Source organism: Actinomadura sp. NPDC048394 (genome assembly GCF_040651755.1).
In the GTDB taxonomy this organism is placed as follows: Bacteria; Actinomycetota; Actinomycetes; order Streptosporangiales; family Streptosporangiaceae; genus Spirillospora; species Spirillospora montaniterrae.
Map to the genome: position 1 here is coordinate 1 of NZ_JBEZJL010000009.1, position 15382 is coordinate 15382.

At 75.0% G+C, this 15382-nt stretch carries 13 protein-coding genes; 7 read left to right on the forward strand and 6 right to left on the reverse strand.

Annotation, left to right across the window (positions count from 1 at the left end; all coding sequences use genetic code 11):
- Positions 1 to 1378: 1378 nt before the first annotated feature.
- The 3 genes from AB0C78_RS07870 (at position 1379) to rpmG (ending at position 2647) form a co-directional block, all read left to right on the forward strand.
- Positions 1379 to 1969 (forward strand): hypothetical protein, encoded by a 591-nt coding sequence (locus tag AB0C78_RS07870; RefSeq protein ID WP_360743381.1) that lies wholly within the window; start codon positions 1379 to 1381, stop codon positions 1967 to 1969.
- Between the two features lie 11 nt (positions 1970 to 1980).
- Complete coding sequence (locus AB0C78_RS07875; RefSeq protein WP_360743384.1) at positions 1981 to 2418, forward strand: HIT family protein; 438 nt, start codon at positions 1981 to 1983, stop codon at positions 2416 to 2418.
- Between the two features lie 64 nt (positions 2419 to 2482).
- A complete protein-coding gene (rpmG, locus tag AB0C78_RS07880; RefSeq protein ID WP_151540658.1) occupies positions 2483 to 2647 on the forward strand; it encodes a 50S ribosomal protein L33 in 165 nt (54 codons plus the stop codon).
- A gap of 89 nt (positions 2648 to 2736) precedes the next feature.
- On the opposite strand, the gene AB0C78_RS07885 is transcribed toward rpmG, so the two are convergent.
- Both AB0C78_RS07885 and AB0C78_RS07890 read right to left on the reverse strand, forming a co-directional pair.
- Positions 2737 to 3273 carry a hypothetical protein gene (locus tag AB0C78_RS07885; RefSeq protein WP_360743387.1) on the reverse strand — a complete coding sequence of 179 codons (537 nt, stop codon included), beginning with the start codon at positions 3271 to 3273 and terminating at the stop codon, positions 2737 to 2739.
- A 161-nt stretch (positions 3274 to 3434) separates the two neighbouring features.
- Positions 3435 to 6911 (reverse strand): indolepyruvate ferredoxin oxidoreductase family protein, encoded by a 3477-nt coding sequence (locus AB0C78_RS07890; protein WP_360743389.1) that lies wholly within the window; start codon positions 6909 to 6911, stop codon positions 3435 to 3437.
- A 127-nt stretch (positions 6912 to 7038) separates the two neighbouring features.
- On the opposite strand from AB0C78_RS07890, the gene AB0C78_RS07895 reads away from it, so the two are divergent.
- Entirely contained in the window at positions 7039 to 7524 is a 486-nt protein-coding gene (locus AB0C78_RS07895; RefSeq protein ID WP_151540661.1) for an Lrp/AsnC family transcriptional regulator, read from the forward strand.
- Between the two features lie 70 nt (positions 7525 to 7594).
- On the opposite strand, the gene AB0C78_RS07900 is transcribed toward AB0C78_RS07895, so the two are convergent.
- A complete protein-coding gene (locus tag AB0C78_RS07900) occupies positions 7595 to 8479 on the reverse strand; it encodes an SDR family NAD(P)-dependent oxidoreductase (RefSeq protein WP_360743392.1) in 885 nt (294 codons plus the stop codon).
- 102 nt (positions 8480 to 8581) lie between these two features.
- Between AB0C78_RS07900 and AB0C78_RS07905 the strand changes: the two genes are divergently transcribed.
- Positions 8582 to 9145 carry a TetR family transcriptional regulator gene (locus AB0C78_RS07905; RefSeq protein ID WP_360743395.1) on the forward strand — a complete coding sequence of 188 codons (564 nt, stop codon included), beginning with the start codon at positions 8582 to 8584 and terminating at the stop codon, positions 9143 to 9145.
- Between the two features lie 58 nt (positions 9146 to 9203).
- On the opposite strand, the gene AB0C78_RS07910 is transcribed toward AB0C78_RS07905, so the two are convergent.
- Together AB0C78_RS07910 and AB0C78_RS07915 are read right to left on the reverse strand one after the other, a co-directional pair.
- Positions 9204 to 10592, reverse strand: coding sequence for a DUF6882 domain-containing protein (locus tag AB0C78_RS07910; RefSeq protein ID WP_360743398.1), 1389 nt, complete (start codon positions 10590 to 10592; stop codon positions 9204 to 9206).
- 80 nt (positions 10593 to 10672) lie between these two features.
- On the reverse strand, positions 10673 to 11077 hold the full coding sequence (locus tag AB0C78_RS07915) for a nuclear transport factor 2 family protein (protein ID WP_360743401.1): 405 nt from the start codon (positions 11075 to 11077) through the stop codon (positions 10673 to 10675).
- 92 nt (positions 11078 to 11169) lie between these two features.
- On the opposite strand from AB0C78_RS07915, the gene AB0C78_RS07920 reads away from it, so the two are divergent.
- Complete coding sequence (locus tag AB0C78_RS07920) at positions 11170 to 11742, forward strand: TetR family transcriptional regulator (RefSeq protein ID WP_360743404.1); 573 nt, start codon at positions 11170 to 11172, stop codon at positions 11740 to 11742.
- Between the two features lie 52 nt (positions 11743 to 11794).
- Here AB0C78_RS07920 and AB0C78_RS07925 read toward each other — a convergent pair whose 3' ends face one another.
- Complete coding sequence (locus AB0C78_RS07925; RefSeq protein ID WP_360743407.1) at positions 11795 to 14455, reverse strand: DUF4132 domain-containing protein; 2661 nt, start codon at positions 14453 to 14455, stop codon at positions 11795 to 11797.
- A gap of 97 nt (positions 14456 to 14552) precedes the next feature.
- On the opposite strand from AB0C78_RS07925, the gene AB0C78_RS07930 reads away from it, so the two are divergent.
- Complete coding sequence (locus AB0C78_RS07930) at positions 14553 to 15350, forward strand: aminotransferase class IV family protein (protein WP_360743410.1); 798 nt, start codon at positions 14553 to 14555, stop codon at positions 15348 to 15350.
- The last annotated feature ends 32 nt before the right edge of the window (positions 15351 to 15382 follow it).

Consider the following 15382-nt stretch of genomic DNA (forward strand, 5'->3'; position numbering starts at 1 on the left):
CCTCCCCTGACCCCACCACCACCCCAACACACCGCGCCGCGCCCCACACCGCGCCGCGCCCCACACCGCGCCGCGCCCCACACCGCGCCGCCCCCCACACCGCGCCGCCCCCCACACCGCGCCGCCCCCCACACCGCGCCGCCCCCACACCGCGCCGCCCCCCACACCGCGTCCCGCGCCTTCGCGCCGTGCTGCGTTTTCGCCCCGCGCCGTGCTGTGTTCGCGTGCTGCGTCCCCGCACCGTGCCGTGCCACGCCCCGCGCCTCCACGCCGCGGCCTCCACGCCGCGGCCTCCACGCCGCGGCCTCCACGCCTCGGCCTCCACGCCGCGGCCTCCACGCCGCGGCCTCCACGCCTCGGCCTCCACGCCTCGGCCTCCACGCCTCGGCCTCCACGCCTCGGCCTCCACGCCTCGGCCTCCACGCCTCGTGCCTCCACGCCTCGTACCTCCACGCCGCGCTGCGTCCCGCGCCTCCTCGCCGCACCCCCGCACCGCGCCGGGCCCTGCGTGGCGTCCAATACGCTGCGGCGTACCTCCGCCCCTCATCGCGTTCCCGCCCTGCGTCGTGCTGCGTTCTCGCCTCGCGCCGTGGTGTGTTCTCGCCCCGCGCTGTGCTGTGTTCGCGTGCTGCGTCCCCGCACCGCGCCGTGCCGCGCCTCCGTGCCGTGCCTCCGCGCCGCGTCCCACGCCTCAGCGTCGCGCCGCACACCCGCACCACGCCGTACCGCGTTCCCGTGCCGCATCCCGCGCCTCAGCGCCGCACCCCCACCCCCGCACTGCGCCGAGCCGCGCTCCGCGCCGTGCCTCCGTGCCGTGCCGTGCCTCCGCGCCGCGTCCCACGCCTCAGCGTCGCGCCGCACACCCGCACCGCGCCGTGCTGTGTTCGCGTGCCGCGTCCCCACACCGCGCCGTGCCACGCCTCAGCGCCGTGCCGCGCTCAGCGCCGCACCCCACCCCCGCACCGCGCCTCTGTGCCGCGCCTCAGCGCCGTGCCGCGCTCAGCGCCGCACCCCACCCCCGCACCGCGCCTCTGTGCCGCGCCTCTGTGCCGCGCCTCTGTGCCGCGCCGAGCCCTCGCAACGTGCCGCGCCGTGCCGGCCGCCGTGCCGCGCTGCGTCCGCCGTGCCGCGCTGCGTCCGCCGTGCCGCGCTGCGTCCGGGGTGCCGCGCTGTGTCCGGGGTGCCGCGCTGTGTCCGGGGTGCCGCGTCCGCCGCGCCGCGCCGTGCCGCGCTGCGTCCGCTGCGCTGCGTCCGCTGCGCTGCGTCCGCAGTGCGGTGTCCGCCGTGCCGTCCAGCGTGCTGTGTCCGGCGTGGCGCGTTGCCGTGCCGTGTTCGGGGTTTCGTTGGGGTTGTTGTTGATCTGGGAGGGGTTGTTGTGATGTTGATGCCGTCGTTGCGGCTGGTTCGGTTGCATCTGGCTTCTCGGCGGGCCGGGCCTGCGGTGGGGGTGATCGCGTGTGTCGCGCTTGTGCTGGTGCTGCCGATTCCACGGTCGGGTGGGGCGCTCGGCGCGATGGTTCCGCTGGTCGTCGCGATGGGGGCCGCGGCAGTGGTCGGCGCCGCCACCGGGAGCCCCATCGGGGAGGTCGAGCGGGTCACCGGGCGTCACCTGCCCGTCCTGCGCACCTTGACGGTGGTGCTGCTGTTCGCCGCGGCCACGGTGCTCTTCGCAGCCGCTGCCGTGGGCCGGGCACCGACCGGCGGGACCCCGGCCCTGCTCCGGGCATGCACCGGCCTGACCGGCATGACGCTGCTCACCGCGGTCATCGCCGGCCCGCACCGCTGCTGGACGCTGCCGCTCGCCTACACGATCCTGTGCGGGCGCGCCCTCGAACGGTCATGGACATCGCTGTGGTTCTGGCCGATCCGCACCGCGCATGACCCGCCCGCCGCCACGGTCGCCGCCGCTCTGCTGCTCGCCGGACTGTTGGCCATCGCGGCCCGTGCCGCACCTGACGGAGGCTCCTAGGATCGGCCACCATGGGATGCCTCGTGTGCGAGCACAACGGCCGGATGGACACGCTGCCGCCTCGGGAGATCGTCGCGTTCGACGAGCACTGGCGTGTGGCGCACGCGTTCGGCACCGGGACGCCCGGCTGGCTCGTGCTCATGCCGCGCCGGCACGTCACGGCCGTCGCCGAGCTGACCGACGCGGAGGCCGCCGCGCTGGGGTCCTGGCAGGTGCGGCTGTCGCGGGCGCTGCACGCGGTCACCGGATGCGGCAAGACCTACATCGCGCAGTTCGCCGAGGCCGAAGGGTTCTCGCACGTGCACTTCCACATCGTCCCGCGCGCGGACGACCTGCCTGATGACCTGCGCGGGCCGCGAGTGTTCGCGCTGCTCGGACGCGCGCCGGAGGAAGACCTCGGCGAGGCGCGGCGGGACGCGCTCGCGCTGGCGCTCCGGCGGCATCTGTGACCTGCGGGATTAAACCAGGAGCGGCAATGGTTATCGGTGTCGTTCTGAACGGAGGAGGTTCCCGATGGCACGAAACGACGTCCGGCCGGTGGTGAAGCTGCGGTCGACCGCGGGCAGCGGCCACACGTACGTGACCCGCAAGAACCGCCGGAACGACCCCGACCGCCTGGTTCTCCGCAAGTACGACCCGGTACGGCGCGCCCACGTGCTGTACCGCGAGGAACGCTGACGCCTGAGCGCGCCCGCCGGAGTCTTCCGGCGGGCGCGCACTTTTCCGAGCCCGGATCGGTTCGATGGACCGCGCGGCTTCGACGGGCATCAGGGCGGGGTGGCTTGGGTGAGGATCTGGTGGAGTTCGGTCGAGCGGCGCGCGGTGATGGCACCCTCGCGGGTCCGGGTGGAGATCTTGTGCTGCAGGTCCGCGACGTCCGCACCGCCGTGGCGGGGGTGGGCGAGCATGCCCTGGATGACGTTGGTGAGGTCGACGCCCACGTCCGCGCGGACGTCGCCGGTCGCGACGCCCTGACCCACCGCGAAGCGCAGGCGGAGCAGGGCCTGGCGGAACGAGACCGACGGCACCGGGGCGGGAGCCGGGGCCGGGGCCGAGAAGGTTCGCCCGCCTTGCGTCGGAGCCGGACGGGGCGCCGGGGCGGTCGGTGATGCGGCCTGGAGGGGGAGGAGCCGTCCGCGCGGGCGGTCGGGGCCGCTGAGGGTGTCGCCGAGCCCGAGGACGAGGGTGGCCGCGGCGGCGATCGTCGCGACGACCCCGGCGAGCGCGAGCCACGGGAAGGGCGACCGGCGGCGGGCCCGCGGCAGGGCGGCCCGCCATTCGGCTCCCGCGGGCTCGGCGGTCATGGGTCCCTCCCCGGTCGGACGGCGACGGCGGGTCGCCGGCCGTGCGCCATGTTCCGGAGTACGCCGGACGGGGCGGCGACGGTTCGAAGCGGGGAGCGGGGAATGCAGCCGGCCGCGGCCCCGCACCACGTCGTTGGGGTGCGGGCCGCGGCCGGCCGGTCCTACCTGTTCCCGGCGGGGAGCGGCTGCTCCGCGCGCCAGGAGCCGAGGAGGTCGCGCAGCCTGTCGTGGTAGCGGCCGATGTTCGCGGTCTTGACGTCCTCGTAGCCGCGGATCATGTCGGGCAGTTCGGCGATCTCGACGGCGAGGGCGTGGTTGTCCTTGTCGAGGCCACGGGCGAGCTCGTCGACGACCGCGAGGTACTCGGTAACGAGGCGGCGTTCGGCGCGGCGCTGGGCGGTGGCGCCGAACGGGTCGAACGGGGTGCCGCGCAGCCGCCGCATCGCGCGCAGCGCGTGGAACGCGGGACGGGCCGTCCGGCCGAGCGCGATCTTGCGGTCGACGCCGACGGCGCGCAGCAGCGGCGGGTGCAGCATGTACCGGACGGTGGCGCCCGCGCCGAACTGCTCCTCGACCTGGCGGGTGAGCGCCGGGTCGAGGTGGAGGCGCGCGACCTCGTACTCGTCCTTGTAGGCCATCAGCTTGTGCAGGTGGCGGGCGACGGCGACGGCGAGCCGCTGCCCGGACGCGACGGCGTCGCGTTCGGCGGCGGCGACGCGCAGGACGGCGTCGAGGTACCGCTTGGCGAGCGCGAGGTCCTGGTAGGCGGCGAGGTCGGGGACGCGGATCCGCAGCACGCGGGCCAGTTCGTCGTCCGTGCCCGACGCGTCCACGAGGTTCATGGCGGCGGGCGCGTTGACGGCGAGGGGGCGCTGGACGGCGGGGACGGCGGGCGGTTCGGCCCAGCCGGGCTCCAGGACGAGCCGCCGGCCCGCCCGGAACGCCTGGACGTTCGCGTCGACCTGGACGCCGTTGAGGGCGAGCGCCTCCTCGATCGCGCGCGCCGACAGCGGCAGCAGGCCGGCCTGGTAGGCGGCGCCGACGACGACGAAGTTCGCGGTGGTGGTGCTGCCGAACCAGCGTTCGGCCAGGTCCAGGGCGTCGAGCGCGACGAGCCGGGCGCCGTCGGTGCGGGCGGCGATCTGCCGGACGAGGGACGCGCTCGGCGGCAGCGACGCCGTCACGTCGGTGATCATCCGGCCGGTGGGGACCTCGCTGGTGGACACGACGGCGGCGGTGCGGCCGGGGGCGCAGCGGCGCAGGTTGGTCTCGGTGGTGCCGGCGAGCGCGTCGAACACCAGGTAGGCGTCGGCGCCGCCGTCCCCGATCATGCCGGGGCGCTCGGCGGGGGCGGCGCCGATCCGCAGGTGGGAGACGACCGCGCCGGCCTTCTGGCTGAGCCCGGTCTGGTCGAGGGCGCGGGCGTGCCGGCCGTCGAGGAGCGCGGCGGTGGCGAGGACCTGGTTGACGGTGACGACGCCGGTGCCGCCGATGCCGACGAGCAGGACGTCCGCCGTGTCCGGCCGGGTCGCGGGCTCCGCGAGGTCGCCGATCTCCGGCAGCGACGGCGCGGACGCCTTCCGCTCGCCGGGGATCACGGTGACGAACGACGGGCAGTCGCCGTCGACGCAGGAGTAGTCCTTGTTGCAGGACGTCTGGTTGATCTGCGTCTTGCGGCCGAACTCGGTCTCGACGGGCTCGACGCTGAGGCAGTTGGACTTGGTACCGCAGTCGCCGCAGCCCTCGCAGACCGCCTCGTTGATCAGCACGCGGGTCTGCGGGTCCGGGACGAGGCCGCGCTTGCGCTTGCGGCGGGTCTCGGCGGCGCACGCCTGGTCGTAGAGGAGCACGGTGACGCCGGGGATCTCGCGCAGTTCCCGCTGGACGGCGTCGAGGTCGTCGCGATGCCGGACCCGGACGCCGGGCGCCCACTGCGTGCCGCGCGGGTAGCGGGACGGGTCGTCCGCGACCACGACGATCTTCGCGACGCCCTCGGCGTGCAGCATGCGGGTGATGGACGCGGGGTCGGTGCCGCCGTCGGCGTCCTGCCCGCCGGTCATCGCGACCGCCGCGTTGTAGAGGAGCTTGAAGGTGATGTTGGTGCCGGCGGCGACGGCCTGCCGGATCGCGAGGCTGCCGGAGTGGAAGAACGTGCCGTCGCCGAGGTTCTGGAACATGTGCCCGGTGCCGGTGAACGGCGCGGCGCCGACCCACATCGCGCCCTCGCCGCCCATCTGGGTGGTGCCGATGCTGCGGTCCTGGAAGACGGTCATGACGTGGCAGCCGATGCCGCTCGCCGCCATCGACCCGTCGGGGACGACCGTGGACCGGTTGTGCGGGCAGCCGGAGCAAAAGTACGGGGTGCGCGCCGGGGCGAGCAGGTTGATGCTCGGCTTGCGCGGGCGCAGCGCGGGGTCGCGCAGGTCGACGTGGTCCTCGCCGACGCGGTCGGCGAGGAGCCGGGCGAGCGCCTTGACGATCCGGTCGGCGGTGAGGCCGCCGTCCGCGGGGACGAGGGGCGCGCCGTCGGGCCCGTTCTTGCCGAGCACGGCGGGCCGCTCCGGCGCGTCGTACAGCAGGTCGCGGATCTGCGTCTCGACGAACGCCCGCTTCTCCTCGACGACGACGATCTCGCGGAGTCCGGCGGCGAACGCGCGGAGCTGCACCGGGTCGAGCGGGTGGATCAGGGCGAGCTTGAGGAGCCGGACGCCGCGCCGGGCGAGGGCCGCGTCGTCGAGGCCGAGCCGGTCGAGGGCTTCGCGCAGTTCGAGGTAGGTGCGGCCGGACGCGACGAGCCCGATGGCGGCGTCGCCGGTGGCGCCCTCGATGACGTCCAGGCCGTTCGCGGACGCGTAGGCGGCCGCGGCGCGGAGGCGTCCGTGCAGGACCTCGGCTTCGAGGGACGTCGTGTCCTTGAGGTCGACGCCGGGGCGCCGCGTCGGCTTCCAGGGGCGGCCGCGCCACTCCAGTTCCGGGACGACCGGGTCCGGGACCGGCGCGACGTCCACGACCTCAAGTGAGTCGGCGACGTCGGTGACGAGCTTGAACCCGGTCCAGGCGCCGCTGAACCGGGACATCTCGAACCCGTGCCGGCCGAGCCGCAGCACGTCGGTGATCGATCCGGGCGCGAGCACCGGCATGAACGCCTCGGCGAGCGCGCCCTCCGTCGCGGACGGCAGGGTCGAGGACTTGCAGGACGGGTCGTCGCCCACGACCGCGAGGACCCCGCCGCGCTCGGCGGTGCCGAGCCAGTTCGCGTGCTTGAACGCGTCGAGCGACCGGTCGACGCCGGGCGCCTTGCCGTACCAGAGGCCGAAGACGCCCTGGTAGCGCGGGTCCGGCAGGTGGTCGACGAGCTGCGACCCGTACACGGCGGTCGCGGCCAGCTCCTCGTTGACGCCCGGGATGAACCGGATGTCGTGGCTGTCCAGGAGCTTCGCCTCGCGCATCAGCTGCTGGTCGAGCCCGCCGAGCGGGGATCCCCGGTAGCCGGACACGAAGCCGGCGGTCGTCCAGCCGCGGCGGGCGTCGGCGCGGCGCTGCTCGAGCAGCAGCCGGACCAGCGCCTGGACGCCGCCGAGCGCGACCCGGCCCCGCTCCAGCTCGAGGCGGTCGCGGAGCGCGGAGGTACTGGTCATGGTGCTGCCCCTCTCCCGGCGGCCGGACTGTTCAGCCACATTGAGCACTCTTGCCTGAGCGGAGTGCAAGATGATGGGGCGATAATTGAGCGGATTGCTCAAGTCAGAACCGAGTTACCCGCCGGAGATGAGCGTTGTGACGCGTGCCACCCTCCTCGACATCCAGATCCTGCGCCGGCTGGTCGACCAGCCCCGCATCGGGATCACCGAGCTGGCGGCGAAGCTCGGCATCGCCCGCAACACCGCGCACGCCCGCGTCGAGCGGCTGGAACGCGACGGCGTCATCGGGCATCGCGGCCGCGAGGTCGACCTCGGCGCGCTCGGCTTCGAGCTGACCGCGTTCGTCACCCTGGAGGTCGCGCAGGGCCGGCTCCGCGAGGCCGCGCAGGCGCTCGCGGCGATCCCGCGCGTTCTGGAGGTGCTCGGCATCACCGGGCAGGGCGACCTGCTGGTCCGCGCGGTCGCCCCGAACGGCAAGCAGCTGCACGAGGTGATCGACTCGATCCTCGCGTGCCCGGGCGTCCGCCGCAGTACGACCTCGATCGTCCTCACCGAGCAGGTTCCGTTCCGGCTGGGCCCGCTCCTGGAGGACGAGGAGCGCCGCGCCCGCTGACCCCCGGCCCGCTTCCCCCAGCGCCCGCCGACCGGGGCCCTGCCGCCGGGGCCTCAGCGGCGGCCGGGGCTCAGCGGTGGGCGTGGCCGAGCGGGTCGACGTGCTCCGCCGTGGCGTCGTCCGCGGTGGTGGAGACGCTCAGCTCGCGCCACCGCTCGTCCTCGGCGAGCAGGGCGCGGCCCGCGGCGGTGGCGTACGCGTAGGCGTCGGGGCCGACGAGCAGGCGCAGCGGCGGCTCGTCCAGCGCCACGACGTCGAGGACGAGGCGCGCGACCTTGGCGGGGTCGCTCGCCGCCGTGACGCCGCCGTCCGCGTGCCGGGCCGCCATCGCCCCGACGGTCTCGGCGTACTCGGGCCGGACGGGCGCGATCCGCATGGACGACCCCGCCCAGTCGGTGCGCATCCCACCGGGCTCCAGCACGGTGACCTTGATCCCGAGCGGCGCCACCTCGGCGGCGAGCACCGAGGAGAACCCGCCGACGGCCCACTTGGCGGTCTGGTAGGCGCCGAGGCCCGGGGTGGCGAGCCGGCCGCCCACCGACGAGACCTGGACGATGTGCCCGGCGCGCTGCTCGCGCATTACCGGCAGCGCCGCCCGCGTCAGCCGGACCACGCCGAACAGGTTCGTGTCGATCTGGGTCCGGAAGTCGTCGAAGGCGACGTCCTCGATGGCGGCGAGGTCGGCGTAGCCGGCGTTGTTGACCAGGACGTCCAGCCGGCCGAACCGGTCGACGGCGGTCCGCACGGCCGCTTGTGCGGCGTGCTCGTCGGTCACGTCGAGCGGGACGACCACGAGGCGGTCGCCGTGCTCGGCGGCGAGGTCGTCCAGCGCGGAGAGCGTGCGCACTCCGGCGACGACGCGGTGGCCGGCCTCCAGCGCGGCGCGGGCGATCTCCCGCCCGAGCCCGCGGGAAGCGCCGCTGACCAGGAATGACAGTGAGTTCTGGGTGGACATGGTCCCCTCCGGAGCCGTTACTAACTAACTGGTTGTTTAGAACAAGGTAGGCACGGTCCGGCGCGGATGTCAACTGAACGGTTAGTTGATAGGGTGCGGGGCATGGCACGGGACGCGGACGCCACGCGGCGACGGCTGCTGGACGCGGCGCGGCAGGAGTTCTCGGCGCACGGCATCGCCGGGGCCCGCGTCGACCGGATCGCCGCCGCCGCCCGCAGCAACAAGGCGCAGATCTACCACTACTTCGGCAGCAAGGACGGCCTGTTCGACGCGGTCTTCGACGCCATGGTGCGGGAGACGCTCGACGACGTCCCCATCGACGCCGCGAACCTCCCCGAGTACGCGGGCCGCCTGCACGACTCCTACGAGAAGCGCCCGTGGGTGCAGCGCATCGCGACCTGGTACCGGCTGGAACGGGCCGGTTCGTCCGACCTCCTGGCGCCCGTCGTGGCGGGCAACGAGGCGAAGGTCCGGGCGATCGCCGCCGCGCAGGCCGACGGCACGCTCCCCACCCGCTTCTCCGCCGCCGAGCTGCTCGGCCTGGTCATCCACCTGTCGGGCCTGTGGAGCGCGAGCATGCCCGAGTTCGAGGCCCTCATCGAGGACGGCTCGGCCGGACGGCGCCGCCGCCTCGTCGTCGACGCGGTGGCCGCCCTCCTCGCCTGACCTGGGGCGCGTCAGCCCACCTGACCTCGCAGGCGGCGGCCGACCGGGCCGGCGCGCGTCAGCCGGGCTGGCCGAACAGGCCGGACGACAGCCGGTAGATGGTGCCGTCCACGCTCACGTAGGCGCGCACCTGGTACAGGCCCTGGACGCCCATCAGGAACTCGGGCTCGCCGGCGTGCCACGGGACGTACCCGCAGTGCTCGAACACCCCGAGCGCCATCGCGCGCGTGATCTCGTACCGGTCCCGCCGCAGCACGAGCTGCTGGACGATGTTGGCGCTGGTGTGCAGCGCCGCCAGCATGGTGTCCGGGCCGGTGCCGGGCTGCTCGGGATCGACGAGCGCGAACCGCCGCTCGCCGCCGGGCCCCGGCACCGACCAGGCGCCCCAGCCGCCGCCGAGGCGCGCGGCCGCGCAGGTCAGCAGCTCCGCGACGTGCGCGGGCCGGGGATGCCCGCCCAGATCGACCTCGTCGGCCGCCCACGCCGGCTCGCCGCCGGCGGCGACCAGCTCCTTCGCCTGCGCAGGGCCGTCGCCGTCCGCCCAGGTCCAGGTGCCGTCCTGGGCGAAGACGCCGATCTCCCGGGCCTGGACGGTGACGGTGCTGCCGAAGCGCAGCGTCCCGGCGGCGGCGTCCCACTCGGGCGGCGTCCGCCAGTCCACGCCGTCGTCGGAGAGCCGGTCGATCAGCGCGTTCTGCCCGGCGAGGACGCACGCCATCGCCGGGGCGGCCGTCGCCAGCAGCGACGCGGGGACGGGCCCGTTCACGTCGAGCTCGTTGACGAGCAGCAGACCGGAACGGCCGTCGTCCTTGGCGGGGAAGGGGACGGTCCCGTCCGGCAGTTCGATCTCCGTCCCGCGCACGGCGAGACCGTGATGGTCGGCGTAGCCGCGCATCATCGCGTCCGTGTGCTGCCGGGCGTCGTAGTCGCCGAGCAGGTCGGCGGCGCGCCGCAGGCAGGCCCCGGCCTGCTCCGCGGCGGGGCCGCCGGACGTCAGGTCGGGCGCGTCGGCGACGATGAACGTGAGCGCGCGCCCGCCGTGGCCGTGCCGGATCGCGGCGCTCGCGCCGAGCAGCGCGACCGCGAGCAGGGCGAGGTCGTCGGCGGCGGCGCGCGGGTCGTAGAACCCACCGAGGTCGACCAGCGGCTCGGTCAGCTCCGGGACGCCGTGCCGCTCGCCGATCTCCCGGAGCCGCTCGGCGTGCGCGGCGGCCGGGGTCCCGGCGAAGCCGGGGACGGCCCAGCTCCACTGGAAGGTGTTGTCCTCGGCGTGGCTGCCGAGGATCCCGGCGGCCATCCGCCGGTCGCCCGACCACGCGACCCCGGCCTCCAGGTTCCGGCGGAACGTCGTCCCTTCGAGGGCGCGGTTGAGCCGCGCCGACCGCTCCGCCGCCACCCCGAGCCGCGGCGCGGCCAGCGCCAGCAGCGCGTCACTGAACGAATCCACCGGATCCCCCGCATTCCCGTCCGACTGCGATCACCAGAGCGTAGGGGATCGTCTGCGCCGCGTGCCGGGCGATCGCGCGATCAGGCCGGGGCCGGCAGCGATCCGGCTCCGACGTAGTCGCGGAAGAGCACGATCCGGCCGTCGCGGATCCGGAAGACCTGGATGCAGGGCACCTCGAACGGCTCGCCGGTCGCGACGACCCGGCCGACGGTGGTGAGCTCCATGATCACCACTTCGGGGTCGGTGGTGCGGTGGACGTCGCGGACGCGCAGGTCGAGGATCTCCAGGTCCGGCCGTCCCGCCTTCGTGGAGAACGCGCGGATCTCCTCGCGGCCCTCCAGCCGGTCCGGCAGGCCCGGGCCGCCGAACGGCAGCTCGATGACGCCGTCCGCCGCGAACAGGTCCGCGAACGCCTCCATGTCGCGGTCGATCAGCAGTTCCCGTCGCCGTTCGAGGACTTCCAGGGGTGTCGCCGGTGCGCTCATGGCCCGCTCCTTCGTTCAACGTGCGTTGTATGACTGGTTCAACGAATGTAGAACGAAATGGCAGGCCCGGTCAACGCTCATAGAATGAGAAGGTGAGCACCCCAGGGGGCGGGTCCCGGGCCGAGCAGCGGCGCGCCACCCAGGCCCGCATCCTCGAGCACGCCCGCCGGATCTTCGCCGACGCCGGCTACGACCGGACCACCATCCGCGCGGTCGCCACGGCCGCGGGCGTCGACCCCGGCCTGGTCATGCACTACTTCGGCAGCAAGGAGAAGCTCTTCGCGCGGGCCATCGAGGCGGGCGCGAGCTGGATGCCCGGCGGCACGGCCGACGAGGTCGCCGAGCAGCTGCTCGACCGGCTCCGCACCTCGCTGGTCGAGGAACCGGTCGAGTCGCTCGCCCTCCTGCGGTCGATGCTGACCCACCCGGAGGCCGCCCGCGCGTTCCGGTCCGCGGCGCGGCTCCGCAAGGAGGGGATCGGGCAGGCCATCCCCGACGAGGACGCCGACCTGCGCGCCGCCGTCGTCAACGCGATGCTGATCGGGATCGCCCTCGGCCGGCACCTCATCGGGCTCGACCACCTGGCCGACGCCGACCCCGACCGCGTCGTCGAGATCCTCCGCCCGGCCGTCCGCGCCATCACCAAGGCCGAGCGGCCCGACTGACGGCGCCGCCGGGCGTCCCCGCCTACGCGGGCACTGCCTACGCGGGCACTGCCTACGCGGGCTCTGCCTGGGCGGCGAGATCGTGCAGGGTGAGGAGCAGCTCGGACGCCTCGACCTCGTCCAGTTCCCCGAACGTCGCCTCCGCGAGGTGGCGATCGGACGCCTCGGACCCGGCGATCCAGACGGCGCCGAGGGTCTGCTCGGGCCACTCGGCGGGGGACATCACCGGGAAGCCGGGGTTCACGTCCAGGACGACCGTGCGTCCCGCCACGTCGCGGGTCAGGCAGTGCTGCACGCCCGCGTCCTGCGGCGTTCCGCGCTCCCAGCCCCGGCGTTCCAGGCCCAGCACCTTCCCGACGCCGACCACGGTGCCCGCGACCCGGTCGAGCCGGTCGCCGGCGGCCTCCTCCGCCGTGAACGCGCGGACGGGCCGGCCGAGCTGCGGGAACGGCTGCAGGATCTCGTAGTCGGCGAACACCTCCGACCAGGCCGCGACGCTCTCGCCCAGGTGCACCGGGTGCGCGATCCGGACCTCGCCGGACTCCGGGAGCGGCAGGGCCTCGTCGTCCACGCCGGCGAACGTGCGGTCCTCGGCGACCCGGAAGGCGACCGGAGCGGCCCCGTCCTCCTCGTGCAGCCAGACCAGCCGCCGGACGAGGTGCCACAGCAGCGGATGCCGGACGAACAGCCGCCGGAAGTCGCCGGTCGTCCACCGCCGCTGCCCGGCCATGGCCCGCTCCAGCCGGCCGATCTGGTCGGCGGCGACCGTGCGGACGTCCTTCTTCAGCCCGGTGAACGCCCGGTACGCGGCGGGCGCCGCCTCCGGGTCGTCCTTGGCGCCTGGCTTCGGCAGCGTCTTGCGGAGCGTGCCGCGGCCGTCGAACACGACCGGCCGCAACTGCTCGTCGAAGCCCACCGTGAACGTCCGGGGACCGTAGTCGAGCGTCATGCCGCCGGCGGCGTCCAGGCCGAAGTCGGGGACGATCCGGTCGCCGAGCTGGTCCATCGTGAGGCCGCGCTCGTCGGCCACCTCGGTCAGCAACTGCCCCGCCCGCTTCTTGAGCCGCTTGGGCCGGGCCTTGTCCGCGACGAGGTGCAGCTGCATGACCGCCACGTCCGTGCCGATCCCGGCGAGCACGTCGAGCGCCTTCAGCGGCAGCTGGATCCCGTTCTGGCCGGGCCAGGACCGGGCCATCCCGCCCAGCCGCCGCGCGATCTCGTCGTCGCCGGTCCAGCCGAGCTGCGCCAGCGCCCAGCCGATCCGCGTCGCCTCGCCGGACGCCCGCCACCGGGCGAACAGGCTCCAGCCGAACTCGGCCAGCGACCCCGGGTCGAGCGCGTCGAGCGACTCCTTGAGCCTCTGGGCGGGCGCGCGCCGCGGGCTCGCCTTGCTCAGCGCCTCGACCAGGTGGCCCGTCGCCGCCGCGGGCAGCGCGTGCTCGCGGCCCCGCAGCAGGATCTGCGGCAGCGCGGCCGGACGCGCCCACGTCGGCGCCCGCTTCTTCCCGTCCTTCCGGAGGGCCGCGGGCACCTGGTCGAGCGGCGCCTCGGCCGTGCGCGCGGCTTGGAGTGCGTCGAGCGCCTCCCGGGCTCGCGGGCTCAGGTCCGCCGCCGGGAGCAGGCCGGGGTGCGCCTCGAGGTGCGCGTTCAGCAGGCCCGCCGCCAGCGACGACCGCCAGGCGGTGCCGGTGCCGAGCTCCGGCAGGAGCCGCAGCGCCCGGACCGGGAACCGGTCGATCATCGCCTCCATCGCGGGCAGCACGTGCGTCGCGTCGAGCCGGCCGCCCATGATCCGGAACGCCTCGTCGCCGGGGATCCGCGCCAGCGCGTCCACGATGCGGCGCCGCTCCTTCGGCTCCGCGTCGCCGTCCAGCGACCGCGCCAGCACCGGCGCCGCGGCCTCGCCCAGCCCGTCGACCAGGGTGTAGAGCACGTCGGGCTCCCGCTCGCCGGTCCGCAGGACGGCCCAGTCGCCGAGCCGCTCGACCTGCTCGGCCGTCCCCAGCGACCACCACAGCATCTTGGCGCCGGACGAGGTGTAGTACGACAGGCGCGGCGGCGGGTCCTGGCAGCAGTCGTCCACCCAGTCCGTCCGGTCCGGCATCAGGAAGGCCGCGATCAGCCGCCGGACCCGTCCCTGGCGGTGCCCCGCCAGCGCTTGCGCGGCCGCGTTCCGGTCGTCCTCGCTCGCGGCGGCCAGGAGCACGCGCATCCGCCGGCCCGCGCCGCCCGCCGCCCAGTGGGCGTGGTCGAGGTCGCCCGTGCCCTGCAGGACGTAGGCCGGCTGCTCCTCGAGCCCGACCGGCCCGCCGTCGCCGTAGACCCAGATCCCCTCGATCTCGGCGAACGCGCAGGCGGCGAAGGCGAGCCCGTGCTCGGCCGCGAGGTGGTCGGCCCAGCCGGGGTCGCAGGCGAAACGCGACCTCGTCCGCGCCATCGTCTCCACGCGCGCGACCACCGCCGCCCCCAGCGGGGTCGCCTCGCCCTTCAGGTAGGCGAGCCCGGCCTCCGCGAGCTCGGGCACGGTGCCCCGGTGTTCCAGCACCTCGCGGACGAGGGGCTCGGCGGCCTCAAGACCGTCGCGGACGGCGGCGCGCGCCTCCTGATCCGGGATGGTCTCGGGCACCGGGACCCGGCCCCCGTGCCGGGGGAGCAGGTCCTCCAGCCACGCGTCGGGGACGGCCAGGACGTTCTCGGGGCGGGAGGTGATCATGCGGCCCCACGTTAGGGCAGGGGACCGACACCGTAGGTCCGGACGCGTGAGCATGCACGATGAGGGCGGCGATCATTCTGGACCTATGGAGACACCGATGACCACACTCGCCCATCGCAACGGGCACCCGGCGACCGCCGGGGAGCTGGCGCCGCTCGCATTCGCGGGCTATGCCCATTTCACCGCCATGCAGGTGCGCGGAGGCCGCGTCCGCGGCCTCGACCTGCATCTGGAGCGGCTGCGGTCCGCGTCGGCGGAACTGTTCGGCCGGGCGGTGCCCGACGACCGGGTGCGGTCCTTCCTGCGGACGGCGCTGGAGGCCGGTCCGGCGGACGTCTCGCTGACGGCCACCATGTACGCGGCGCCGGGCGGGTCCGCCCCGGGCGAGGACGCGGAGCCCGACGTCCTGGTCCGCACCAGGCCGCCCGCGACCGGCCCGGAGGGGCCCCTGGCGCTCGCGACGGTCGAGTACGAACGGGTGCTGCCCGCCGTGAAGCACGTCGGCGAGGTGGCCAAGACGTACTTCATGCGGCGGGCCATCCGGGACGGGTTCGACGACGCCGCGTTCGTCGACCGCCGCGGCCGGCTCACCGAGGCCACGATCTGGAACCTGGCCTTCTGGGACGGCGACGCCGTGGTGTGGCCCGACGCGCCGATGCTGGTCGGCACCACGATGGGCATCGTCCGCCGCCGGCTGGAACGGATGGGCGTGCCCCAGCGCGTCCAGGAGGTGACGCCGGCCGACGTCCCGTCGCTGTCCGGGGCCGTGGTCATGAACTCGTGGACGCCGGGCATCGCCGTCCACCGGATCGGCCCGGCGCCCGTTCCCGAGGCGCCCCGCTTCGTGGACCTGCTCCACCAGGCCTACGAGGCCGAACCCCTCACCGAGCCGTGACCCGCGGCGGCTCGGCGGCCCTCGCGGTCACG

Coding starts and splice junctions, on each gene's coding strand:
- AB0C78_RS07870 (WP_360743381.1), top strand. CDS start 1,379: ATGTTGATGCCGTCGTTGCGGCTGGTTCGGTTGCATCTGGCTTCTCGG.
- AB0C78_RS07875 (WP_360743384.1), top strand. CDS start 1,981: ATGGGATGCCTCGTGTGCGAGCACAACGGCCGGATGGACACGCTGCCG.
- rpmG (WP_151540658.1), top strand. CDS start 2,483: ATGGCACGAAACGACGTCCGGCCGGTGGTGAAGCTGCGGTCGACCGCG.
- AB0C78_RS07885 (WP_360743387.1), bottom strand. CDS start 3,273: ATGACCGCCGAGCCCGCGGGAGCCGAATGGCGGGCCGCCCTGCCGCGG.
- AB0C78_RS07890 (WP_360743389.1), bottom strand. CDS start 6,911: ATGACCAGTACCTCCGCGCTCCGCGACCGCCTCGAGCTGGAGCGGGGC.
- AB0C78_RS07895 (WP_151540661.1), top strand. CDS start 7,039: ATGAGCGTTGTGACGCGTGCCACCCTCCTCGACATCCAGATCCTGCGC.
- AB0C78_RS07900 (WP_360743392.1), bottom strand. CDS start 8,479: ATGTCCACCCAGAACTCACTGTCATTCCTGGTCAGCGGCGCTTCCCGC.
- AB0C78_RS07905 (WP_360743395.1), top strand. CDS start 8,582: ATGGCACGGGACGCGGACGCCACGCGGCGACGGCTGCTGGACGCGGCG.
- AB0C78_RS07915 (WP_360743401.1), bottom strand. CDS start 11,077: ATGAGCGCACCGGCGACACCCCTGGAAGTCCTCGAACGGCGACGGGAA.
- AB0C78_RS07925 (WP_360743407.1), bottom strand. CDS start 14,455: ATGATCACCTCCCGCCCCGAGAACGTCCTGGCCGTCCCCGACGCGTGG.
- AB0C78_RS07930 (WP_360743410.1), top strand. CDS start 14,553: ATGACCACACTCGCCCATCGCAACGGGCACCCGGCGACCGCCGGGGAG.